This is a genomic window from Olsenella sp. An293, from assembly GCF_002159495.1.
Classification (GTDB): domain Bacteria; phylum Actinomycetota; class Coriobacteriia; order Coriobacteriales; family Atopobiaceae; genus Thermophilibacter.
The window spans coordinates 19,143-42,433 of sequence record NZ_NFIT01000003.1; the positions used below are offsets into that span (position 1 = coordinate 19,143).

At 67.7% G+C, this 23,291-nt stretch carries 21 protein-coding genes; 17 read left to right on the top strand and 4 right to left on the bottom strand.

Annotation, left to right across the window (positions count from 1 at the left end; all coding sequences use genetic code 11):
* Positions 1–309: 309 nt before the first annotated feature.
* A complete protein-coding gene (gene gpmA / locus B5F85_RS02255; RefSeq protein WP_087313993.1) occupies positions 310–1,074 on the bottom strand; it encodes a 2,3-diphosphoglycerate-dependent phosphoglycerate mutase in 765 nt (254 codons plus the stop codon).
* 125 nt (positions 1,075–1,199) lie between these two features.
* Here gpmA and B5F85_RS02260 point away from each other — a divergent pair, with 125 nt between their 5' ends.
* The 9 genes from B5F85_RS02260 to B5F85_RS02300 all read left to right on the top strand — a co-directional run bounded on the left by B5F85_RS02260 (position 1,200) and on the right by B5F85_RS02300 (position 11,223).
* Positions 1,200–1,412, top strand: coding sequence for a FeoB-associated Cys-rich membrane protein (locus B5F85_RS02260; RefSeq protein ID WP_087313995.1), 213 nt, complete (start codon positions 1,200–1,202; stop codon positions 1,410–1,412).
* Between the two features lie 197 nt (positions 1,413–1,609).
* Positions 1,610–2,908, top strand: coding sequence for a glutamine synthetase family protein (locus tag B5F85_RS02265; RefSeq protein WP_087313997.1), 1,299 nt, complete (start codon positions 1,610–1,612; stop codon positions 2,906–2,908).
* Between the two features lie 277 nt (positions 2,909–3,185).
* A complete protein-coding gene (locus B5F85_RS02270) occupies positions 3,186–4,013 on the top strand; it encodes an ABC transporter substrate-binding protein (RefSeq protein ID WP_087313999.1) in 828 nt (275 codons plus the stop codon).
* Positions 4,014–4,076: 63 nt separating this feature from the next.
* On the top strand, positions 4,077–4,910 hold the full coding sequence (locus B5F85_RS02275; RefSeq protein WP_087314001.1) for an ABC transporter substrate-binding protein: 834 nt from the start codon (positions 4,077–4,079) through the stop codon (positions 4,908–4,910).
* A gap of 135 nt (positions 4,911–5,045) precedes the next feature.
* Complete coding sequence (locus B5F85_RS02280; protein ID WP_087314003.1) at positions 5,046–6,365, top strand: amino acid ABC transporter permease; 1,320 nt, start codon at positions 5,046–5,048, stop codon at positions 6,363–6,365.
* The gene (locus B5F85_RS02285) at positions 6,355–7,218 is read left to right on the top strand and encodes an amino acid ABC transporter ATP-binding protein (RefSeq protein ID WP_087314005.1); all 864 of its coding nucleotides are present in this window, start codon (positions 6,355–6,357) and stop codon (positions 7,216–7,218) included. Before B5F85_RS02280 ends, B5F85_RS02285 begins: the two co-directional genes overlap by 11 nt.
* A gap of 192 nt (positions 7,219–7,410) precedes the next feature.
* Positions 7,411–8,085 carry a response regulator transcription factor gene (locus tag B5F85_RS02290; protein ID WP_087314007.1) on the top strand — a complete coding sequence of 225 codons (675 nt, stop codon included), beginning with the start codon at positions 7,411–7,413 and terminating at the stop codon, positions 8,083–8,085.
* Positions 8,086–8,264: 179 nt separating this feature from the next.
* Complete coding sequence (locus B5F85_RS02295; protein WP_239386600.1) at positions 8,265–9,659, top strand: trypsin-like peptidase domain-containing protein; 1,395 nt, start codon at positions 8,265–8,267, stop codon at positions 9,657–9,659.
* 172 nt (positions 9,660–9,831) lie between these two features.
* Positions 9,832–11,223, top strand: coding sequence for a DUF2130 domain-containing protein (locus B5F85_RS02300; RefSeq protein ID WP_087314012.1), 1,392 nt, complete (start codon positions 9,832–9,834; stop codon positions 11,221–11,223).
* Positions 11,224–11,231: 8 nt separating this feature from the next.
* On the opposite strand, the gene B5F85_RS02305 is transcribed toward B5F85_RS02300, so the two are convergent.
* Entirely contained in the window at positions 11,232–12,995 is a 1,764-nt protein-coding gene (locus B5F85_RS02305; RefSeq protein WP_239386602.1) for a 1-deoxy-D-xylulose-5-phosphate synthase, read from the bottom strand.
* A 195-nt stretch (positions 12,996–13,190) separates the two neighbouring features.
* Between B5F85_RS02305 and B5F85_RS02310 the strand changes: the two genes are divergently transcribed.
* The 4 genes from B5F85_RS02310 to B5F85_RS02325 all read left to right on the top strand — a co-directional run bounded on the left by B5F85_RS02310 (position 13,191) and on the right by B5F85_RS02325 (position 18,745).
* Positions 13,191–14,045, top strand: a complete 855-nt coding sequence (locus tag B5F85_RS02310) for a DegV family protein (protein WP_087314016.1) — start codon at positions 13,191–13,193, stop codon at positions 14,043–14,045.
* Between the two features lie 345 nt (positions 14,046–14,390).
* A complete protein-coding gene (gene feoB, locus B5F85_RS02315; protein WP_087314018.1) occupies positions 14,391–16,745 on the top strand; it encodes a ferrous iron transport protein B in 2,355 nt (784 codons plus the stop codon).
* Positions 16,746–16,895: 150 nt separating this feature from the next.
* Positions 16,896–17,681: a TIGR00730 family Rossman fold protein gene (locus tag B5F85_RS02320; protein ID WP_087314020.1), complete on the top strand. Its 786-nt coding sequence runs from the start codon at positions 16,896–16,898 to the stop codon at positions 17,679–17,681.
* A gap of 362 nt (positions 17,682–18,043) precedes the next feature.
* Positions 18,044–18,745, top strand: a complete 702-nt coding sequence (locus B5F85_RS02325; protein ID WP_087314022.1) for a VTT domain-containing protein — start codon at positions 18,044–18,046, stop codon at positions 18,743–18,745.
* Between the two features lie 45 nt (positions 18,746–18,790).
* Here the strand turns inward: B5F85_RS02325 and B5F85_RS02330 are convergent, their stop codons facing one another.
* Positions 18,791–19,045, bottom strand: a complete 255-nt coding sequence (locus tag B5F85_RS02330) for an HPr family phosphocarrier protein (RefSeq protein ID WP_087314024.1) — start codon at positions 19,043–19,045, stop codon at positions 18,791–18,793.
* A gap of 147 nt (positions 19,046–19,192) precedes the next feature.
* Here B5F85_RS02330 and B5F85_RS02335 point away from each other — a divergent pair, with 147 nt between their 5' ends.
* On the top strand, positions 19,193–19,717 hold the full coding sequence (locus B5F85_RS02335; RefSeq protein WP_087314026.1) for a DNA-deoxyinosine glycosylase: 525 nt from the start codon (positions 19,193–19,195) through the stop codon (positions 19,715–19,717).
* 119 nt (positions 19,718–19,836) lie between these two features.
* On the opposite strand, the gene B5F85_RS02340 is transcribed toward B5F85_RS02335, so the two are convergent.
* Positions 19,837–20,820, bottom strand: a complete 984-nt coding sequence (locus B5F85_RS02340) for a LacI family DNA-binding transcriptional regulator (protein ID WP_087314028.1) — start codon at positions 20,818–20,820, stop codon at positions 19,837–19,839.
* 228 nt (positions 20,821–21,048) lie between these two features.
* Between B5F85_RS02340 and B5F85_RS02345 the strand changes: the two genes are divergently transcribed.
* The 3 genes from B5F85_RS02345 (at position 21,049) to B5F85_RS02355 (ending at position 23,018) form a co-directional block, all read left to right on the top strand.
* Positions 21,049–21,942 (top strand): LysR family transcriptional regulator, encoded by an 894-nt coding sequence (locus B5F85_RS02345; protein ID WP_158094542.1) that lies wholly within the window; start codon positions 21,049–21,051, stop codon positions 21,940–21,942.
* 23 nt (positions 21,943–21,965) lie between these two features.
* Positions 21,966–22,289: a hypothetical protein gene (locus B5F85_RS02350; protein WP_087314032.1), complete on the top strand. Its 324-nt coding sequence runs from the start codon at positions 21,966–21,968 to the stop codon at positions 22,287–22,289.
* A gap of 126 nt (positions 22,290–22,415) precedes the next feature.
* Positions 22,416–23,018, top strand: coding sequence for a DAK2 domain-containing protein (locus B5F85_RS02355; RefSeq protein WP_087314034.1), 603 nt, complete (start codon positions 22,416–22,418; stop codon positions 23,016–23,018).
* The last annotated feature ends 273 nt before the right edge of the window (positions 23,019–23,291 follow it).

Sequence of the window (23,291 nt, forward strand, 5' to 3'; positions counted from 1 at the left end):
TCGTGCGGAATTAACCAAAGTTAACTTATTCTAACAACGTGCCGAGAAGAACGCGACTCGATTCCGGCACCGCATCGTTTAACCCTGCCCGAGCGACGGCCCCTCTCCCCGTCGCGCACGGCGACCCCAGCGCCACCTGCCACCCCCTCACGGCAGGTGGCGCAACTCTTATACTTTGGTTTTCCTGGTTGTTGGCGATTTGCGGCTTGAGACGCGGAAGGCCCCGGGTTTCCGGAGAGAAGTTCCGCGCAGCGCACTTCTTGTAGGAAACCCGGGGCCTTCCCCTTCGCGTTCAGAGACGAACGCTTCTTACTTCTTTGCCTTGCCCTGGTTGGCGACGGCGTTGATCTTGGCCTCGATGGTGGCGGGGTCGCCGATGTAGTGCTTGTCGACGACGTTCCAGTCCTTGTCGAAGGTGTAGGCGCACGGCACGCCGGTCGGGATGTTGACCTCGAGGATCTGCTCGGGGGTCAGCTTCTCGAACTGCATGACGAGGGCGCGCAGGGAGTTGCCGTGGGCGGCGATCAGCACGCGCTTGCCGGCCTCCATCTGCGGCTTGATCTCCTGCTCAAAGTACGGCCAGGCGCGGGCGATGGTGTCCTTGAGGCACTCGGTGTAGGGGAGGTCCTCCTTGGGAACGTCGCGGAACATCTCGAGGACGTGCGGGTCGCGCTCGTCGCCGGGCTCGAGGGCGGGCGGGCAGACGTCGAAGGAGCGGCGCCAGATCTTGACCTGGTCCTCGCCGTGCTCGGCGGCGGCGTCGGCCTTGTTCAGGCCCTGGAGGGCGCCGTAGTGACGCTCGTTGAGCTGCCAGGCCTTGTGGACGGGCAGCCAGTTGCGGTCGAGCTCGTCGAGCACGCAGTTGAGCGTGTGGATGGCGCGCTTGAGAAGCGAGGTGTAGCAGACGTCGAAGTCGTATCCGGCCTCCTTGAGGGCCTTGCCGCCCGCGTGGGCCTCTTCGCGACCGGTGTCGGTGAGGTCAACGTCGGTCCAGCCGGTGAAGAGGTTGAGCTTGTTCCACTCGGACTCGCCGTGGCGGACGATGACAAGCTGCATGGTCTGATCGTCGTTCATTGGAGACACGTCCCTTCTCGATGCGGAGTTTGTGCGGCCGGTGCCGCCCAACATGTATAGTATGACGCAATGGGTATAGTTACCAACGGTTAACATCGAAGTTTCCCGCCAACCGGAGGAATGCCATGGGCCTGACGGACGTCATAGTCATCGCGGTGGTCGCCGTTCTTCTCGCCCTCGCGGTGCGCTCCGTCGTCCGCGGCAAGGCCGGCGAGTGCTCCTCCTGCGGCAGCAGGGGGTCGTGCTCGGCGCATGAGACGGGAGCTCCCTGCCCCGCCGCGCGCGACATGCTCAGAAACGTCGAGAAGAGCCTCGGCCCGCGCCCGCCCGAGGGTTGACGATCGCGCCGGGTTGACAATCGCGTCAGGTTATATTGTCAACCCTCCCAGAGGGTTGACAATATAACCTGACGCGATTGTCAACCCGGCGCGATCGTCAACCCGCCCCTCGTGAAACAACGGCGAAACACTCATATGAGACGCTGTCATATGCCGTATGTAACCCCTAGCCGGTTGACCGGGGAGGTACGCCACAGATGAGCAGCGAGAAGGACATCGACTTCGTCCTGAGGACCGTCGAGAAGCGCGACATCCGCTTCGTGAGGCTCTGGTTCTCGGACGTTCTTGGAAACCTGAAGTCGTTTGCGATTTCGCCCGAGGAGCTCGAGGAGGCGTTCGAGGAGGGCATCGGCTTCGACGGCTCGGCCGTCGACGGCTTTGCCTCGCTCGAGGAGTCGGACATGCTCGCCTTCCCGGACCCCAGCACCTTTGCGCTGCTGCCGTGGCGTCCCAGCGAGTCCGGCGTGGCGCGCGTCTTCTGCGACATCTACACGCCCGCCCGCGAGCCCTTCGAGGGCGACCCGCGCCGCTGCCTCAAGAACGTGTTCACCCGCGCCGAGGAGCAGGGCTTTGTCCCCAACGTGGGTCCCAAGATGGAGTACTTCTACTTCGACAACGACCTCGACCCCGTGCCGCTGGACAACGCCGGCTACTTTGACCTCACGCCCATGGACACGGCCAACGACCTGCGCCGCCAGACCACGCTCACCCTCGAGAAGATGTCGATTCCGGTGCAGTACTCCTATCACGCCGCAGGCCCCTCCCAAAACGGCGTCGAGCTGCGCTTCACCGAGGCCGTGAGCTGCGCCGACAACATCATGACGGCGCGCCTGGTCATCAAGCAGGAGGCCTCCACCCAGGGCATGTACGCCTCGTTCATGCCCAAGCCCATCACCACGGCGCCGGGTTCCGCGATGTTCCTCTACCAGTCCCTGCTCGACCACGACGGCGAGAACCTCTTCTGGGCGCCCAAGGAGGAGCATGAGGCGCATCTCTCCGAGCTCGCGCAGCACTACATCGCCGGCATCCTCAAGTACGCGCCCGAGTTCACGCTCGTCACCAACCCCACCGTGAACTCCTACAAGCGCTTCATCTCCACCGGCGAGGTCCCCACGCACGCCACCTGGGGCCGCAAGAACCGCTCCGCGCTCGTGCGCATCCCCGCGCACAAGCCCGGCAAGCACATCGCCACCCGCATCGAGCTGCGCAGCCCCGACCCCACGGCCAACCCCTACCTCGCCCTCGCCGCGACGATCGCCGCCGGCCTCAAGGGCATCGAAGAGGGCCTGCCCCTGCCGGAGGAGGCCGCGGGCGGCGAGCGCCTGCCGCACACCCTCGGCGAGGCCGTCGACCGCTTCGAGTCCTCCGAGCTCATGCGCGAGGTCCTCGGCGACCACATCTTCGACTACCTCGTGCGTGAGAAGCGCGCGGAGTGGTACGAGTACTGCACCGCCGTCACCGACTGGGAGCGCGAGCACTACTACGGCGGCTTCTAGCCGATCAGGCCAGACGAGAAGGACGCGCCGCCCGGGGCCTCACGGCCTCGGGCGGCTTGCTCTTCTCGGCAAGCCGGCGTCCTGGCCCCACCGTTCTTCTCGGCAGATACGTGTCAATCCTGTTAAGAAACGTCCTGTGCCTGAAAAACGCCCCCGCCAAGGGCGAAACTGAACACTCGGCGACGGACGGGGCATGCGCCCTGACACGGGAAGACCCGTGCCACCGTCGGGAAAGGGCGTGACCACGCGCCGAAGCTATGGGGGAAGGAACCCTGACATGAAGCTCTCCTGCCGTTTTGCGGGCGGCCTCGCGGTCGCCTGCGCGCTGGCCCTGTCGATTTCGGGATGCAGCGGGGGAGGGCAGACGGACGCCCCCACCACCGGTGACGCCTCCGAGGCCGCCTACACCCTCGTCGAGGACGGCACGATCACCGTTGCCTCCGACCTGGCCAACGCCCCGCTCGACTTCGTGGACGAGAAGACCGGCGAGGCCCAGGGCTTTGAGATCGACCTCATCAACGCCATCGCCGACAAGCTGGGCCTGGAGTGCGAGGTCCTGCCTGCGATGAAGTTCGACACCATCGTCCCGCTCATCGAGCAGGGCGGCAAGGCCGACGTGGGCGTCTCCAACATCACAATCACCGACGCCCGCATGGAGCAGGTGGACTTCACCGACTCCTACATGGACTCCAACCAGGGCCTCGTGACGCTCGCGGCGAACGCCGACGTGACCGAGGACGACCTCAACGTCGAGGGCACCAAGATCGCCGTCCAGGCGGGCACGACCGGCGCGTCCTGGGCCGAGGAGAACCTGGCAGATGCCGAGATCGTGGCGCTCGACGACCCCGTCGTGGCGGTGACCGGCGTGCAGACCGGCCTCTACGCTGCCGCGGTGGCGGACCTGCCCGTGATGACCTACCTCTGCTCCAACTCGTTCACCGACTGCGCGGTGGCCATCGAGATCCCCACGGGCGAGCAGTACGGCATCGCCGTCAACAAGGACAACCCCGGCCTCACCGAGGCCATCAACGGCGCCCTGGCCGAGCTCGAGGAGGAGGGCTACATCTCCGAGCTCGAGGTCAAGTGGCTCGGCGCCGAGCTCTAGGCGATACGAGGGGGCAGCCCCTTTGTCTCATTGCACCTTTGACACCAATCGGGAGGAACTGAAATGACCAACATGAACAGGCGCAACTTCGTCGCCACCCTCGGCCTCGCCGGCACCGTGCTGCTCGCCGGCTGCAACGGCTCCGAGCAGCCCGCCGACGACGCCCAGACGACCGACGAGACCACCGAGGAGGCCTCCTACACCCTCGTGAAGGAGGGCGTGCTCACCAACGTGGCCGAGCTCGGCTTCGCCCCGTTCGAGTACATCGACGAGGACGGCGTGACCGTGGGCTTTGACGTGGACCTCTCCAACGCCATCGCCGAGAAGCTCGGCCTCACCTGCGAGTGGCTGCCCAACCAGGCCTTCGACACCCTGGTTCCCACCATCGCCCAGGGCGGCAAGGCAGACATCTCCATCGCCGGCATGACCATCGACGACACCCGCCTCGAGGAGGTCGACTTCTCAGACCCCTACCTCAACTCCAACCAGGGCATCGTCGCGCTCGCCGGCTCCGGCGAGACCTCCGAGACCCTCGACGTCGAGGGTGTGCAGGTCGCCTGCCAGACCGGCACCACCGGCAACTCCTGGATCGAGGAGAACCTGCCCAACGCCACCTGCGTGCCGCTGGCCGACGTCACGGCCGGCATGATGGGCGTCTCCACGGGCCTCTACAAGGCCATGGTCATCGACCTGCCCGTCGCCCAGAACATGATCGCCGAGTCCTTCTCCGACCTCGAGGTCGTCGAGGAGATTCCCACCGGCGAGCAGTACGGCATCGCCGTCTCCTACGACAACCCGGGCCTCAAGGACGCCATCAACGACGCCCTCGCCCAGATCGAGGAGGACGGCACGATGGACGAGCTCAAGCAGAAGTGGTTCGGCACCACCGAGGTCTAGGCGAGAAGAACGAGCGGGGTGCGGCGTGGCAATTTGACAATCTCGTCAGGTTAAATTGTCACATCGCATGGATGTGACAATTTAACCTGACGAGATTGTCAAATTGCCACGCCGCCCGCACGAAACGGAGGAAGCATGCAGCACAGACGGGGGGCGCTCCTCGTTGCCCTCGCCCTGGCGCTGACGGGCGTCTTTGCGACGACGCTCGCGACGCCGCTGACCGCCCAGGCGCTCACCACCGAGAAGGCCACCGCTCGCCCCAACGAGGACGGCGGCGACGGCGTCATCGGCGGCATGGACACGCGCCTCACTTGGGAGGGAACGGTCGAGCCCGGCGAGGAGGTCACCTCGGTCACGCTGAGCCTGCCCGAGGGGTCCACCTTTGACGGCTCCACCACGCGCATCACCGCCCTCGAGGGCCTCAAGCGCATGGACGTCACTGGCGAGGCGACGCCCGCCGGCAGCTCCATCACGGTGAGCTTTGACCAGGCAATTCCCGAGGGGTCGCTGCTGCGCCTCGAGATCACCAACATGCAGTTCCCCTCCGAGGGCGGGGAGTGCGTCGTCTCCGGCACCTACGTGAGCGGCGGCGCCGAGCAGAAGCTCGCGGACTCCAAGCCCATCGAGACCATCGCCAACACGCCGCTGCAGTCGGTCGTCAACTGGCTCGACGAGCAGCCGTGGGTGGAGGTCTGGAACTCCAACCAGTTCCTCGGCATGTTCCTCAAGCCCCAGCTGCTCGTGACGTCCTTCTCGTCGCTTGCGCCGGGCTGGGTCCTATGCCTGGGCATCGTGGTGGCGGCCTACCCGTTTGCCATCGCGCTGGGCCTGCTCTTCGCGATGCTCAAGATCTCCAAGTGGCGCATCCTGCGCGCCATCGCGGTGGTCTACATCAACGTGCTGCGCGGGACGCCGCTCTTCCTGCAGATCTACATCATGTTCTTCGGCCTGCCGATGCTCAACATCAACATCGACAACAACCTCCTGGGCATCATCGTCATGGCCATCAACTCCTCGGCCTACCTCGCCGAGATCTTCCGCGCGGGCATCCAGTCGATCCCGCAGGGCCAGTACGAGGCCGCGAGCTCGCTCGGCATGAACTACGTGCAGACGATGTTCACCATCATCCTGCCGCAGACCGTGCGCCGCGTGATCCCCACGGTGACGAGCGACTTCATCACCGCCTTCAAGGACACGTCGCTGCTCTCCTCGGTGGGCGTCATGGAGCTCATGATGTTCTCCAAGAACCTCACTACCGTCACGGGCAACATCACGCCCTACGTGGCCGCCGGCATCTTCTATCTCATCGTCACGCTGCCGCTGATCAAGGTCGTGGGTATCGTCGAGGAGAACATCGCCCGCTCCGAGCGCGGAGGCGGCCCGCGCCCCAAGCGTCGCGCCGACGTGGCCGACAATGCCGCCGCTCAGATGAAGGAGGCCGCCGATGTCTGCTAAGCTGCGTCACCGCGCCCCGGCCATCGAGGTCCCGCCCGCACTTCCCGCCGACGAGGCCGCGGCCATCGCCTACGAGGCTGACCAGGGCCTCACGAAGCACCACTTCACGCCCGGCGAGCACCCGATCGTGCGCATCGAGCACCTCAACAAGAGCTTCGACGACACGCTCGTGCTCAAGGACGTGAACCTCAACGTCTGGCCCGGCGAGGTCGTCGTGGTTCTCGGCCCCTCGGGCTCGGGCAAGTCCACGATGCTGCGCTGCATCAACCTGCTCGAGACGCCGAGCGCCGGCCACATCCTCATCGAGGACGACGAGATCACCAACAAGAGCGCGGCCGAGGTCAACAAGCTCCGCCGCGACGTGGGCATGGTCTTCCAGCAGTTCAACCTCTTCCCGCACCTCACGGCCAAGGAAAACGTCATGATCGGCCAGACAAAGGTGCTCAAGAAGGACCGCGCCGAGGCCGAGGCCGAGGCCCTCAAGCAGCTCGCCGCCGTGGGCCTTGCCGACCGCGCCGACTTCAAGCCCGCCCAGCTCTCCGGCGGCCAGCAGCAGCGCGTCGCCATCGCGCGCGCCGTGGCCATGCACCCGGGCGTGCTGCTCTTCGACGAGCCCACCTCCGCCCTCGACCCCGAGCTGGTGCGCGGCGTCCTCGACGTCATGCGCGACCTCGCGGAGAACTCCGGCATGACCATGATCGTGGTCACCCACGAGATGGGCTTCGCCCGCGACGTCGCGGACCGCGTGGTCTTCATGGAGGACGGCGTGGTCGTGGAGCAGGGCCTGCCCGAGCGCGTCTTCGACCATCCCGAGAACCCGCGCACCGCGGAGTTCCTCGGCAGCATCGACTAGCGGCGCGCTCCCGGCGGTGCCTCTCACCTGCGGTTGGTTTGAAACATATCGTTTCCGACGTGTTAACCGCCGTCTCGGGACCGTTTCCGAGCTGCGGCTCGTTTACGGAGTTCTGACAACGCCCCCGTTTCGTGCGGGGGCGTTGTGCTAATCTTTTTCAATACATGTGCGCATCATCCGGGAGGACATAGGATGCACCACAAGAACATCCTGCTCGTTTCTGCCACCACGCGGCTGCACGATCGCATGCGGGAGCTCTCGCACGCGATCGACGTCTCCATCGCCCTCGCGAGCGAGGAGACCTTCTCGCAGGCCGTCTCCTCCGGTCACGAGTTCGACCTCGTGATTCTGGACGGCGAGGGCATGAGCCAGGACATCCTGAACGCCGTCGACTCCTTCGTCCAGGAGAACGGCTTCATCCCGATGCTGCTCGTCCAGGACCCGGACAAGCTCGCCACCCTGCACATGCCCACCCAGGGCAAGAACGACTTCATCCTCTCCAACGCCGGCTCCGCCGAGTTTGAGCTGCGCTGCACGCTGCTTCTGTGGCCGGGCGAGGAGAGCGCGCCGGCCGACCTCGTGACCGTGGACAACATGACGATCAACCTGGCCACCTACCAGGTCTACATCGATGACAAGCCCGTGGACCTCACGCTCATGGAGTACTCGCTGCTGTCCTTCCTGGCCACGCACCCCTCGCGCGCCTACTCGCGCGAGACGCTGCTGCACCGCGTCTGGGGCTTCGAGTACTGCGGCGGCACGCGCACCGTGGACGTCCACATCCGCCGCGTCCGCTCCAAGGTCGGCCCGCAGGTGGCGAGCCACATCGTCACCATCCGCGGCGTGGGGTACCTCTTCCGCGTCTAGTGAGAAGGGCCGCGCGCCTGTTCTTCTCGCGTCGTTTTAAGGAAACGGAAAGCATCGTGCCGGGGAGGTGGTCTTCTCCGGCACGTCCGTTTTTGACGTCCTGAAGCGGGTACATTCCTCGTGGCCCCAAGATGAGCCCGTCCCTTGCAGGACGCTTCTGCACGAGAGAGGGAAAGATCATGAGCGACTATCCGTACGGCGAGAACAACAGCTTCGGTCAGGGTCCGCAGGACGCGGACGAGCAGCGCACCACCCGACGCCCTCCCATCCCCGGCGCCGACCTCGCCGATGACGCGCCACGCGCCGCGCACGCCGAGAAGGACGACGAGCCCGGGGTCGCCCCGCAGGACCCGCAGCCCGAGACCCCCAAGAAGCCCCGCCCGCTGCTGCGGGCCGTCGTGGCCGGCCTGCTCGGCGGCGTGATCGGCGCGGGCGCGCTCACCGGGGCGCTCTATGCAGGCGGCGTGGTCGGCAACACGACCGTCGTCACCGGCGGCAGCTCCGGACAGCAGGTCACCATCGACCCGGCCGACGAGGACCTCACCGTCGCCAACGCCGTGGCCGCCAAGGCGCTGCCCTCCGTGGTCACCGTCTACAGCACCACGGCGCAGGGCGAGGGCATGGGGTCGGGCGTCATCTACGACACCAACGGCAACATCATCACCAACAACCACGTCATCGAGGGCGCGGAGTCGATCTCGGTCACCCTCGACGGCAAGAGCTACGAGGCCACGCTCGTGGGCACCGATGCCTCGAGCGACGTCGCGGTGATCCACGCCGACTTCGGCGACGCCGAGGTCACCCCTATCGAGGTGGGCAGCTCCGCAGATCTTCAGGTGGGTGACTGGGTCATGAGCGTGGGCAGCCCCTTCGGCCTCGAGAACTCGGTCTCCCAGGGCATCGTCTCGGCGCTCTCGCGCAACACGCTGCTCGAGGGCTCGTCGGGCAACACCCTCTACACCAACCTCATCCAGACCGATGCCACGATCAACCCGGGCAACTCCGGCGGCGCGCTCGTGAACGACGAGGGCCAGCTCGTGGGCATCTGCACGCTCTACTCCTCTGACACCGAGAGCTTCGCGGGTATCGGCTACGCCATCCCGAGCGACTACGCCACCGAGATCGCCGACAAGATTATCGCCGGCGAGGACGTCACCCACGCCTACATCGGCCTCACGATGCAGACCGTGAACGCGCAGAACGCCTTCCGCAACAACCTCGCCGTCGATCAGGGCGCCTACGTCGTCGAGGTCGCCGAGGGCGGCCCTGCCGCCGCGGCGGGCATCGAGGCGGGCGACGTCATCACCAAGATCGGCGACACTGACGTCACCTCCGCGGACACCGCGATCCTGGCCGTGCGCTCCCACAGCGAGGGCGAGACCGTGTCGGTGACCGTCATGCGCGGCAGCGAGGAGATGACCTTCGACGTGACGCTGGGCTCCGACGAGGCGCTCCAGGAGCAGCAGGAGCAGCAGAACCAGACCGTCAACGTCAACGGGCAGGACGTCTCGCTCGAGGACCTCATCAACCTCTATGAGCAGTATCAGCAGATGAACCCCTTCGGCGGCCGCTAGCTCGGAGCCGACGCCATCCGTTTGCCAGAGGCGACTCGGGGCCCGCGACGAAGCGAAAGCTGCGCCGCGGGCCCTTTCTTCGCGCGTGACGGGAAGGTGCGCGGAACTTCTCGGCAATTCTTGTCCGCTCGTACGGGTACCCTAGGGGAGACGAGAAGAACGGGGGGAAGCGATGGCAGAGATCAAGTGCCCGCACTGCGGCGAGGTCTTCCGGGTCGACGAGACGGAGTACGCGCAGATCGTGCGCCAGGTGCGCGACGCCGAGTTCCAAAAGGAGCTCGAGGCCCGCGAGCAGCTCGCCGAGCGCGAGCGCGCGAGCGCCGTGGACGCCGCGGTCGCCCGCGAGCGCCAGGATGCCGAGCGCCACATGGCGAAAAAGGACGCCGAGCTCGCCCGGCTGCGCGCCGAGCTCGATCGCGGCCAGGACGCCCTCGCCCTGGCCCGCGCCACGGCGGAGAAGGACCTCTCCGAGCGCCTCGCCGCCTCCCAGCAGCGCATCTCGGCGCTCGAGGCGCAGCTCGCGGCCCGCGAGTCCGCGTTCGCGACCGAGAAGGCGCTTGCGGTCAGCGAGGCCACCGGCGAGCAGGACCGCAAGATCGTCGAGCTCGAGGGGCAGGTGAGCGCGGCGAGGCTCGAGCGCGAGCAGGTCGAGGCGTCGCTGCGCCAGCAGCTCGTCGAGCAGGCCGCCTACAAGGACCAGACCATCCGCGACCGCGAGGACGAGATCGAGCGCCTGCGCAACCAGCGCTCGCGCCTCACGACCAAGCTCATCGGCGAGACCCTCGAGCAGCACTGCGAGATGGAGTTCAACCGCTGGCGCGCCACGGGGTTTCGGGGCGCGGAGTTCCACAAGGACAACGAGGTCGTCGGCGGCTCCAAGGGCGATTACGTCTTCCGGGAGGCAGATCCTGAGGGCGTGGAGATCGTCTCGATCATGTTCGAGATGAAGAGCGAGGAGGACGCCTCGGCCGCCCGCAGCCGCCACAGAAACGCGGACTTCTTCAAGAAGCTCGACCAGGACCGTCGCAACAAGGGCTGCGAGTACGCGGTGCTCGTCTCGACGCTCGAGCCCGAGAGCGAGCTCTACAACGCCGGCATCGTCGACGTCTCCTACGAGTACGAGAAGATGTACGTGATCCGTCCGCAGTTCTTCATCCCCATGATCACGCTGCTGCGCAACGCCGCGGAGAACGCCCATGACTATCGGCGAGAGCTCGCGGACATCCGGCAGCAAAACATCGACATCACGCGCTTCGAGGACGCGCTCGAGGACTTCAAGGACAAGTTCGGCAGAAACTACGAGGCCGCGAGCCGCAAGTTCCAGTCCGCGATCGACGAGATCGACAAGACCATCCAGCACCTCCAGAAGGTCAAGGACAACCTCACCTCGTCGGAGAACCAGCTGCGTCTGGCCAACAAGAAGGCCGACGAGCTTACCATTCGCAAGCTCACGTGGAAAAACCCCACCATGCGGGACAAGTTCGCGGAGGCCCGCGCGGCTGCGGAGGAGGCCCAGGCGGCCAGCGAGAAGGACGAGGGCGTCGAGCCCGATGCGGTGGAGTAGGGGGCGCCTCAGGCCTCGAGCAGCGCGAGGACGTCTGATACGACGCCCTCGACGGTCATGCCGCAGCGGGCGAGGAGCTCGTCGGGCTGATAGCGGTCCACGAAGGCGTGCGGCAGGCCGTAGCAGCGCACACGCACGTCATCGCAGGCGAGGGCGCGCGCCACGCGCTCCCCGAAGCCGCCCTCGAGGATGCCGTCCTCGAGCGTGACGATGACTCGGTGCCCCGCGGCAAGCCGTCCGAGCAGGTCCTCGTCGGCGGTCGTCGCCAGGCGCGGGTTCACGAGCGTCGCCCGCACCCCGCGCGCGGCCAGGGCGTCCGCGATCTTCTCGCCCAGCGGGAAGAGGTCGCCCAGGGCGAGCAGCGCCACGTCGCAGCCGCGACGCGCGACCTCCCAGCCGCGTGCATAGCCGCCCTCGGGGCGCTCGAAGTCGGGACGCGACGTGACGTCCGCCACCGGGACGCGGATGGCGACGGGGCCGTCCTCGTAGGCGAGCGCCCAGGAGAGCATGTCGAGGTACTCCTCGCGACAGGTGGGGGCGAGGTAGGTCAGGCCCGGCATGGCGCCGAGCATGGGGATGTCAAAGAAGCCGAGGTGCGTGGCGTCGGTCGTGCCGTACGCGGACGCCCCGAAGACCAGGATGGTCGCGGGGGCGAGACCGGCGTTGAGGCACAGGTCGTGCCAGAGCTCGTCGTAGGCGCGCTGGAGGAAGGTGGCGTAGACGCCGAGGACGGGATGGGCGCCCGCGCGGGCGAGGCCCGTCACGTAGGTGACGGCGTGCTCCTCGGCGATGCCCACGTCGACGAAGCGCCTTCCGGCGCGCTCGCGCATCTCGGGCGTGAAGCCCATGATGTAGGGGGTCGCCGCGCTCACGGCCACGAGTCGCTGGTCCGCCTCCATGTGCCCCACGAGGAACTCGCCGGTGATGCGCGCGTAGTCGACGCTCGCGCCGGGGACGGCGGGCAGGCCGGTCTGCACGTCGAAGGGCGCCGCATGGTGCCAGGTCTCGGGGTCGGCCAGCGCGGGGGCGTAGCCGCGGCCCTTCTCGGTGTGCACGTGCAGGACCACGGGATGGTCGCACCCGCGCAGCTCCGCGAGGGCGGCCTCGAGCGCGGCGACGTCGTGCCCGTTCTCGAGGTAGCGGTAGTCAAAGCCGAGCGAGCGGAAGACGTTGCGCTCCGCCCGCCCGCCCGTGGCGCGCAGCTCCGCGAGGTTGCGGTAGATGCCGCCGTGGTTGGGCGCGATGGACCACTCGTTGTCGTTGACCACGACGATGATGCCGCTGCCGAGGGCGGCCGCGTTGTCGAGCCCCTCGAAGGCGAGCCCGCCCGAGAGCGAGCCGTCGCCGATCACGGCGACCACGTCGTACCTCTCGCTCGCGAGGTCACGCGCGCTGGCCAGACCGCACGCCAGGCTCACCGAGGTCGAGGTGTGGCCCATGGCAAAGAGGTCGTGCTCGGACTCCCCGGGGTTGGAAAAGCCCGAGACGTCCTCGTAGCGCGCGGGATCGAGAAACGCCTGCGCGCGGCCCGTGAGCATCTTGTGCGCGTAGGTCTGGTGCGAGACGTCGAAGACGATCTTGTCGCGCGGGGTCGAGAAGACGCGGTGCAGCGCCACCGTGAGCTCGACCACGGCGAGGTTGGGCCCCATGTGCCCGCCGACGTGCGCGGAGCGCTCGATGATGGCCGTGCGAATCTCGTCGCACAGCGTCTGAAGCGCGGAGGAGGGGAGGGCCTTGACGTCCTCGGGACCGTTGATGCGCTCGAGATACACGGGACCTCCTTCCCTCTGATTGTTCCGCTGCGACCATATAGCTTCGCACATTTGGGACGGCAAGTTGTGTCGTGTCTGCGGAAAGCGGGGCGAGGACGACTGCTCGCCGAAAGGCGCGATCCGCTCGGGCGCGCCCGGGACGGGCGCGGCTACACTTTGCATATCTGAGCGCACGATCCGAGAGGAGCCAACGACATGGCCAACATCGTCATCACCGCCGAGACCGGCTGCGACATCCCCGCCGCCGAGGCGGCCGAGCGGGGCATCGAGCTCGTGCCGATGCACGTCTCCCTGGGCGAGCGGACCATCGACGACGGCGCCATCTCGCCCGCCGAGATGCTCGAGCAATGCCGTCAGCTCGGCGTGCTGCCCAAGACGAGCGGGTGCACCCCGCATGACTTCCAGGTCGCCTTTGATCGGATTCACGAGCAGGACCCTGCGGCGCAGATCCTGCATCTCGCGTACTCCGCCGCCACCACCTGCTCGCTGGAGTCCGCGCTCGCGGCGTCCGCCGGGCGCGACTACGTGACGGCCATCGACACCCGTCACGTGACCATCGGGCAGGGCCTCGTGGTGCGTGAGACGAGCCGCTGGGTGGGGAAGCGCCCGGAGGCCTCCGTCGACGAGGCGCGCGCCTTCGCGCAGGGTCTCGCGTCGCGCGTGCGCATGGCGTTTCTTCCCGGCGACCTCGGCTACCTGCGTGCCGGCGGGCGTCTGTCCAACGCCGCCTTCCTCGGCGCGACGCTGCTCAAGATCAAGCCCGTCGTGGAGCTCATCGAGGGCAAGCTCGTCGCCACCAAGAAGCTGCGCGGCTCCATGTCCTCGGCCGCCGTGGCGCTGATCGACTATCTCGTCCTGCGCGAGGACTTCGACCCGGCGCGCATCGTCTTCGTGAAGAGCCCCGGCCTGCCCGACCAGGTGCAGACGCTCGCGACCGACCATGCGCACGACCTGGGCTTTGAGGAGATCGAGTGGTACGAGACGGGCAACGTCATCACCTCGCACTGCGGGCCGGGCGCGCTCGGCGTCGCGTTTGCGGTCCGGGGGTAGCTCGAGCCTCGCGCACGTCTGCAAAATCGACCTTCAGTCCATTTTTTGCTGCCCGCGAAAGCAAAAGTTGTCTTCGATCCATGTGATTTGGGGCGTTTTGAGGCGACGCGGCTCTGACGCATAAGTCAAGAGCTAACAGAATTAAAGTTCTCTCACCTTGCGCGAAGATAAGGCCGCCTTTTTCCATGGATCGAAGGGCGATTTTGTCCGGCGCGCCGCCTCGATATGGATTGAAGGCCGTTTTTGCATCAGACGAGCCTCCCAAAGGCGCCGTGGGATTGCGCCTCGCTCGACGCGCCTCGGGTACAATGACCTCCGGAAGAATCTTCGGGAGGGGCCTTTCGCATGAACCTTGACGAGCTGGAGATTGGCAAGGACGCGATCGTCGCGTCGGTGGACTGCGACGAGGCGTCGCTTCGTCAGCACATCCTGGACATGGGCCTCACGCCGGGCGTGGAGGTCACGCTGATGAAGCGGGCCCCCATGGGCGACCCGCTCGAGATTCGCCTGCGCGGCTACGAGCTCACGCTTCGTCGCGACGACGCGGCGCACATCGCGCTCGTGGGCGTGCACGACATGCACGACGCCCCGCGAACCCGCGAGCGCCTGGAGGCCTCCCCGCACCCCGCCATCGGCGAGAGGTACGCGCCGCGCGCGGCGGGCAAGGCCATCCCCGAGGGACGCCCGCTGAGCCTTGCCCTCGCGGGCAACCAGAACTGCGGCAAGACCACCCTCTTCAACGCGCTCACGGGAGCGAACCAGCACGTGGGCAACTTCCCGGGCGTCACTGTCGACCGTAAGGACGGCCAGGTCAAGGGACATCCCGAGGTCACGGTCACGGACCTGCCCGGCATCTACTCGCTCTCGCCGTACACGAGCGAGGAGGTGGTCTCGCGCCGCTTCATCCTCGAGGAGGGGCCGGACGCGATCATCGACATCGTGGATGCCACCAACATCGAGCGCAACCTCTACCTGACGCTGCAGCTCATGGAGCTCGACCGTCCGATGGTGCTCGCCCTCAACATGATGGACGAGCTCACGGCCAACGGCGGCACGGTGAGCGTGAACCGCCTCGAGGCGGCGCTCGGCATCCCCGTGGTGCCCATCTCCGCCGCGCGCGAGGAGGGCATCTCCGAGCTCGTGGAGCACGTGCTGCACGTGGCGCGCTTCCGCGAGCACCCGGGGCGCGTCGACTTCTGCGCGGCGGACGGGCCAGACCATGGCGCCCTGCACCGCTGCATCCACGGCATCTGCCACATCATCGAGGACCACGCCGCCGCGGCCGGCCTCCCGGTGCGCTTTGCCGCGACCAAGCTCATCGAGGGCGACTCCCTCGTCATGGGCGCGCTCGGGCTGGACCAAAACGAGCTCGACGCCGTGGAGCACATCATCAGCCAGATGGAGGGGGAGAGCGGCCGCGACCGCATGGCGGCGCTGGCGGACATGCGCTTTTCGTTCATCGAGGGCGTCTGCGCCGAGTGCGTGGTCAAGCCGCACGAGAGCCGCGAGCACGCGCGCTCGGTCGCGGCGGACCGCGTGCTCACGGGCAAGTACACCGCCATCCCGGTGTTCGTCGGCATCATGGCGCTCGTCTTCTGGCTCACGTTTGACGTCATCGGCCAGCGGCTCTCCGACCTCCTCGCCCTGGGCATCGAATGGGTGACGGCACAGGTCGACGCCGCGCTCACGGCCTTTGGGCTCAACCCCGTGGTGCACTCCCTCGTGATTGATGGCGTCTTTGCCGGCGTGGGCTCGGTGCTCTCCTTCCTGCCGATCATCGTGGTGCTCTTCATCTTGCTCTCGATTCTCGAGGACTCCGGCTACATGGCGCGCGTGGCCTTTGTGATGGACAAGTTGCTGCGGCGCCTGGGTCTCTCCGGCCGAAGCTTCGTGCCCATGCTCATCGGCTTTGGCTGCTCGGTGCCGGCCATCATGGCCACGCGCACCCTGCCCTCCGAGCACGACCGCAAGATGACGGTCATGCTCACGCCGTTCATGAGCTGCTCGGCCAAGGTGCCGGTCTACGCGCTCTTCTCGGCGGCGTTCTTCCCGGAGGCGGCCCCGCTCGTGATGATCGGGCTCTACGTCATGGGCATCGTGGTGGGCATCCTCGTGGCGCTCGTGCTCAAGGGCACGGCCTTCAAGGGCGATCCGGTGCCGTTTGTGATGGAGCTCCCCAACTACCGCATGCCCGCGCCCCGCACCGTGGCGCGCCTCGCCTGGGACAAGGCCAAGGGCTTTGCCACCAAGGCGTTCACGATCATCTTCGTGGCGAGCGTGGTGATCTGGTTCCTCCAGACCTTTGACGTGCGGCTCAACGTGGTCGCCGACCAGTCCCAGAGCATGCTCGCCGCGCTGGGGACGCTGCTGGCGCCGCTGTTTGCCCCGCTCGGCTTTGGCAACTGGATGGCTGCCGCCGCGCTCGTCGCGGGCTTTGGCGCCAAGGAGAACGTCGTGGCCACGCTCACGGTGCTCATGGGCGGCTCCACGGCGGGGCTGGCGACGCTCTTCTCGCCGCTCACGGCCTTTGCGTTCCTGACGTTCACGCTGCTGTACACCCCGTGCGTGGCGGCGGTCTCCGCCGTGAAGGGCGAGCTGGGCACGCGCATGATGTGGGCGGTCGTCGCCATGCAGTGCGGCGTGGCGTGGGTGGTGGCGCTTGTCGTGCGTCTCGTGGGGATGGCGCTCGGCCTGGGGTAGGCGCTTGCGAGAGGCGGACTCCCGCGGGCGGCTCCGCCGGGCCCTCGCACGACAGGCGCGTGCGCAAATGGGTACACAATGGCTATGGCGCGGCTTACCCGCAGCTGACGTCGGGCGCGTAACGTAGGGCGCCCGACAGAAGGAGACACCATGGCAGACGAGAAGCGTCCCGAGAAGCGCCCCGACCCCACCGCCCCGCACGACGAGCCCCTCGGCACGACCTACCACCGCGGTCCCGTCATCCTGCGCGGGCCGATGATCCCGGACAACACCACGACCGGCAACCTCCTCGCCCCGGAGGACTCCACCGACTGGCTGCACATGGACCCGTGGCGCGTCCTGCGTATTCAGGCGGAGTTCGTCGACGGCTTTGGCGCGCTCGCGGAGCTGGGGCCGGCCGTGACCGTCTTTGGGTCGGCCCGCACGTCGCGCACCGACCCGATGTATCGCGCCGCGCGTCACGTGGGCCGCAAGCTCGCCGAGGCGGGCGTCGCCGTGATCACCGGCGGCGGCCCCGGCATCATGGAGGCGGCCAACAGCGGCGCGGCCAAGGCGGGCGGCAAGTCCGTGGGCCTGGGGATCGAGCTGCCGCACGAGCAGGGCATCAACAAGTGGGTCAACCTGGGCATGACCTTCCGGTACTTCTTCGTGCGCAAGACGATGTTCGTCAAGTACTCGAGCGGCGCCATCATCTTCCCGGGCGGCTTCGGCACGCTCGACGAGGCCTTCGAGCTGCTGACGCTCGTGCAGACCCACAAGGTCACGCGCGTGCCCGTGGTGCTCTTCGGCTCCGAGTACTGGCACGGCCTCATGGAGTGGCTCGAGGGCACCGTGACGGCGGCGGGCAACATCTCGCCGCTCGACCCCGACCTCGTTATGGTCACCGACGACGAGGACGAGGCCGTCCGCGCCGCGCTCTCCGTCATCCGCGGCTAGCTCCTGTCCCGCGCCCGCTCGCCGCGGCCAGCCACCTTACCAAACCGTCACCTGGCAGTAAGCGCAATCGATGGCCCCGCCCGGCCGCCCCTGGGACAATGTCACCATCCCGGGGCGGCCGCGCTCATGACTCGGCAGCGCGGCGCCACCGGACGGACGGGGCGACGGGAGGCGGGCATGTCAAAGACGGTATCCGAGCGGACGATCCTTCTGTGCTGCCTTGCGTTCTCGCTTGTGCTGGGCGGCCTCGAGCTGGCGCTGCTGGCGCACGTCGCCAGGATGTAAGCATCCGGCAAGCGCGCGCGGCCGCGTGGGTTTTTGTCCGGGGGCCATGGCACAATGGCTGTGACGAAGGGAGGCACATGGGCGAGAAGAACCACGACGAGACAAGCCTCGCGCGCCGTCGCGCCCGCGTGATCGCGGCGCTCGTGGCGGTGGCCGCGGTGCTCGCCGTGTGCTGTGCGCGGTGGATGCCCGAGGTCTACGCATGGGCGTCCGACCCGGCCGCCGTGCGCGCCTTCGTGGCGGACCACGCCGTGCTGTCGCGTCTTGCGGTCGGCGGCGTCAACGCCCTGCAGATCGCCCTCGCGTTTCTCCCGGGGGAGCCCGTGGAGCTCGCCGCCGGCTATGCCTTTGGCTTTGTCGAGGGGACGCTCGTGTGCATGGCGGCGAGCGCCGCGGCATCGAGCGTCATCTACTGGGCGGTGCGGCGCTGGGGCTGGTCGCTCGTGGGACTCTTCTTCGACCGCAGCCACCTCGACCGCTTTGCCTGGCTGCACGACACGCGCAAGCTCGAGCTCGTGATGCTCGTCGTGTTTCTCATCCCCGGCACGCCCAAGGACTTCCTCACGTACTTCGCCGGCCTCACGAGCATGCGCTTCCCGGCCGTGCTCGCCATCACCACGCTCGGGCGCATCCCCTCGATCGTGACCTCGACGGTCGCGGCCTCCGCCTTCGGGAGCGGCGACTACGGGGTGGCGGCGGCGTCGGTCGTCGTGGCGGTGGCCCTCGCGGCTGCGGGCGGGGCGATCTACAAGCGCTTCGAGGCCCGGGTCAGGGGCTAGGGCGCGGCTCTTCGGCGGGTGGGCCCGCGGCGTTCGCGGGATGCCCTAGAACGTCTTGAGGATGTCGCCGATCGCGCGCGAGGCGGTGGACTCGTCGGCGCCGTCCACGCGCACGACGACGTGCTCGCCCGGGCGCACGCCGAGCATCATGAGCTCGAGCACCTGCTTGGCATCCACGGTGCGTCCCGCGTGCTCCAGCGTCACGCGGCTGCGCCACCGTCCCGCCTCGCTGGCAAGCAGCACTGCGAGCTGCACGTGCAGCCCCAAGGGGTCCGTGATGTCGCAAGGTAGCTCGTGCATGGGGGTTCCTCTCGGGGGCGAGGCGAGTTCCCGACACGATAAACCTTAGGCGCGCGGACGGGCGTGCGGCAGGGAAAACTCGCCGAGCGCGCAGGGACGTCTCGGCGGATGGTAGCAAACCGGTGCCGAGCGCGCTACCATGGCCCCATGGCAGACTACCAGCGCATATCCCACGGGTTCGACCCGGTCTTCGACGAGCGCAGCCGCGTGCTCGTGCTGGGCTCGTTTCCCTCGGTGCTCTCGCGCGAGAACAGCTTCTACTACGGCAACCCGCGCAACCGTTTCTGGCAGGTCATGGCGGCGGTGCTGGGGGAGGGCGCGCCGGCGGACGGTGACATTGCGGCCAAGCGCGCGCTGCTGCTGCGCCACGGCGTCGCGCTCTGGGACGTGATCGAGTCCTGCGACGTGCGCGGCTCGAGCGACGCCTCCATCCGCAACGTGGTGCCCGCCGACGTCGCGCGCATCACGGGCGCGGCGCCGATCGGGGCGGTCCTGTGCAACGGCGCCACCGCGGGGCGCCTCTACCGCCGCTGGCTCGAGCCGGTCACGGGCATGCCGGCCGAGGTCCTGCCCTCGACGAGCCCGGCCAACGCGGCGTGGTCGCTGCCGCGCCTCACGGAGCGCTGGCGCGCGGTCCTTCTCGCCGCGCTGGGAAGTGGGGACGCGCGTTAACATGCACAGTTCCGGAAATGCCAATTTCCGATCTGCGGATATATAAAAGCTAACGGAACTATGCATGTTACGCAGCCAGGGGAGGATGGCCGAGAAGGGCGCGGGCCCGTTGCCCGCCGCTAGCGCGTGGAGTTTCTCGTCACGACCTCAAAGCCCATCTTGAGCTCGCGGCCGATGGAGTCGTCGCCGGTCATGATGCCCACGAGCATCCGGGCGGTCTCGACGCCGGAGGTCTTGTAGTGGAGGTGGGCCGTGGTCAGCGTGGGCGTGACGATCTGGGAGATCTCGGCGTCATCGATGCCCGTCACGATGACGTCGCCCGGGACGGCGCGGCCGTGCTCGCGCAGGCAGGCGAGCGTGCCGTAGGCGATGGCGTCGGTGGCGCAGACGATGGCGTCGAGCTCGGGATACGCCTCGAGCAGCGCCTCGGCCTGCTCGTAGCCGGAGTCCACCGTGAACTCCGCCACGCGCATCGCGCGCTCGGGGACCTCGATCCCGGCCTCGGTGCACGCGTCGAGAAAGCCGCGCCGACGCTCGTGGCCGACGGCGACGTCCTCCTCGAAGACGCCGATGTAGGCGGGCCGCGCCGCGCCGCGCAGCGCGACGGCGGCAACCCCGCGCATGGCCTCGTAGTCGTCCTGGTAGACGCAGGAGCAGAGGTCGACGTTCTGGCCGAGCACCACGATCGGCACGGGCAGGGCGGCGATGGCCTCGCGGTGCTCGTCGGTGATGACGGTGGCGATGAGGATGACGCCGTCCACCTGGTTCTTCTCGGAAAAGAGGCGCAAGAACTCGACCTCGCGCGCCTCGTCGTTGTCCGTGTTGGCGAGAAGGACCTGGTACCCGGCCTCGTTGAGCACGAGCGTGATGCCCGCGACCATGCGGCTCACCGAGGCGGAGTTGATCTTGGGGATGATGACGCCCACGACGTTGGTCTTGCCGGTGCGCAGGGTCTTGGCCTGGCGCGACGGCACGTAGCCGGTCTTCTCGATGACGCGGCGGATGGCGGCGCGCTTCTCCTGGCTGACGTAGCCGTCGTTGAGGTAGCGCGACACCGTGGCGCGCGAGACCCCTGCCATCTGTGCGATCTGGTTGATGTCCATGTTCTTGTCCTCCCCCTTGCCTAGAGAGTGTAGCGCACGACCGTGCGGCTGCTGTCGGGGGGAGGGGTATGGTTATGCCCTTCTCTGCGGCCGCGCCCCGTGCCCGGCGTCGAAACACATCCTTAACTACCTCTTGAGGATGGGGCCACCGGGGTGTGACCGCGGGACGCGTGTGAGAAACTTACAACCGTCCGTGTGTCGTCGCGCCGAAAAAAAGGAGAATCGTCCGTGAACATCAAGCAGCTCAGGTATGTCACGGCCATACTCTCCACCGGCAGCTTCTCATCCGCGGCGGCATGCGAGGGGGTGTCGGTCCAGGCGGTCTCCAAGGCGATGTCCGAGCTCGAGGGCGAGGTCGGCGCGCCGCTCTTCATCCGCACGAGCTCCGGGGTGAACCCCACCCCGCTGGGGGAGGCCTTCGGTGCGCGGGCGGACAAGGTGCTCGCCGAGTTCGACGCGCTCGAGCGCTTCGTGCACGTTCGAGCCCGCAGCGCGGGCGAGCCCGCGGGCCACTTCGTCATTGGCTTCTGCGTCCCGGCGTTCACGGGGGTCGAGCGGTTCTGCTCGCTGATCAAGACCGTGACCGCGCGGGCGCTGGGCTGCGCCACGGACGTCCTGCTCACCTCCGCCGAGTCGTGCGTGGACGAGCTGCGCTCCGGGCGCTTCTGGGCCCTCATTACCCTCGGACCGCAGCAGGGCGAGGGCATCGTGTGCGGGAGCCTGGGCGTCATGAGCCCCATGGTCGTCATGTCCGCGGAGAACCCGCTCGCCGCAAAGTCCGAGCTCACGCTCGATGACATCAATACCTGCCCGGTGCTGCTCTACCCGGGCTTTGACCACTACAACGACGCGGTGTGCCGCGCCTACGCCGCGCGCGGAATGACCTCGGAGCTCGTGGAGATCGTCGACGGGGAGTCCTATGGCGAGTTCCTGCACGAGCGCGGCGGGCTGAGCCTTGTCGTGGGCGGGGAGTTTCTGGCGCCGTTTGAGGGCTGCGTGCTGCGGCCTATCGCCGCGCGCGACCGGATGCCGGTGCCGATCTGCCTGTCGTCGCTTGCCGGCGCGGGCGTGAGCTACCTCGAGCTCAGCCGCGCGCTCGCCAAGATGAGGATCCTCTCGTAAAGAGACGGGGAAGGGGGCTCCCTATGGCCGGAAAAGTCGGGCGCATCGTCGCGGGCGTCGTGATCGCGGGCGTGCTCGTCGCGGGCGGGGCGCTGGGTCTGAACTCGTGCGACGGCAACCATCCCGAGGGCGTGGAGGCCGACGCTCGCGAGGTGCGCAGCGTCTCTCTAAACGGTGGCAACTACGAGGTCGTGGACTACGAGAACAACCTCTTCGAGCTGCCGGTCGACAGCACCGAGGTCCACGTGCTCGAGGACAGCGGGCGCGAGTTCGTCTCGCGCGACGTGGACACCCTCTGGATCAAGGGGGAGACCGCCGAGCGCCTGGGCGTCGACGACGCCGCGTAGGGCGCACTTCCCCGGCAGGGGCGCCGCTGGCCGAGGGGCCGCGCCGCCCGCGCGCCCGCACCCCTCCCGCGCGCCCGCTCCCTCCTACAATCGGTGCAGGTAGTTCCTGCTCGAGGGGGAGGGACCATGAGGCGAGAAGAGCTTGCGCTGCGGATGATCCATGCCTGCACGGACGTGATCATGGCGGAGGAGGAGCTCGCCGCCCTGGACGCGCGCCTCGGCGACGGCGACCTCGGCGAGACGATGGTCACGGTGGCCTCCGTGGTGAGCCAGGCCGTGGTGTCCTCCGAGGGCGGCGTGCAGGAGCTCTTTGACGACGTCGCCATGGCGGTCATGCGGCTGGATGGAGCCGCCGCGCCGCTCTGGCACGCCTGGCTCGACGGCCTTCAGGAGGCCGCCCCGGTGGGCGACGAGGCCTCCGTCGACGAGCTCAAGGAAATGTTCTCCTGCGCCACGAGCCGACTCATGGCGGCCACCGAGGCCCGTGCGGGCGACAAGACGCTGGTGGACGCCTTCGCCGCCGCCGGGGACGCCGCGGCGGCCTGCGGGGGCGACGAGCTCGACCTGCTCGATGACGTGGCGGACGCCGCGGAGGCGGGCGCCGAGGCGACCAAGGGCCAGGTTGCGAAGTTCGGCCCCGCCCGGGAGCTCGGCGAGGCGAGCCGGGGGACCGCCGATCCCGGGGCCGTCGCGGTCGCGCACTTCTTGCGCGGGCTCTCTCGGGCGTAGCTGCGCTTCGCGTCCCGTGAGGGGCAGGTGCGCCCCCCTGCTAGGGTGTGTACACTTCCCGGTCTTCACGTTCTTCTCGGCAAGCCTCTGACCTGCTAAAACATGATTAGTCCGAACTCGGATGGTGTACACAACCACTATGCGCAGTGTACATACCCTCCCGGGGGCTCTCGTTGCGGCCTCGCTAAGTGTGTCCGGCACATGTCACCTCGTTGACAGCCGCGGGGGCGCTCCGTAGAGTGCGTGAAAAAAGGCCGTCGAGAAGGACGTGGG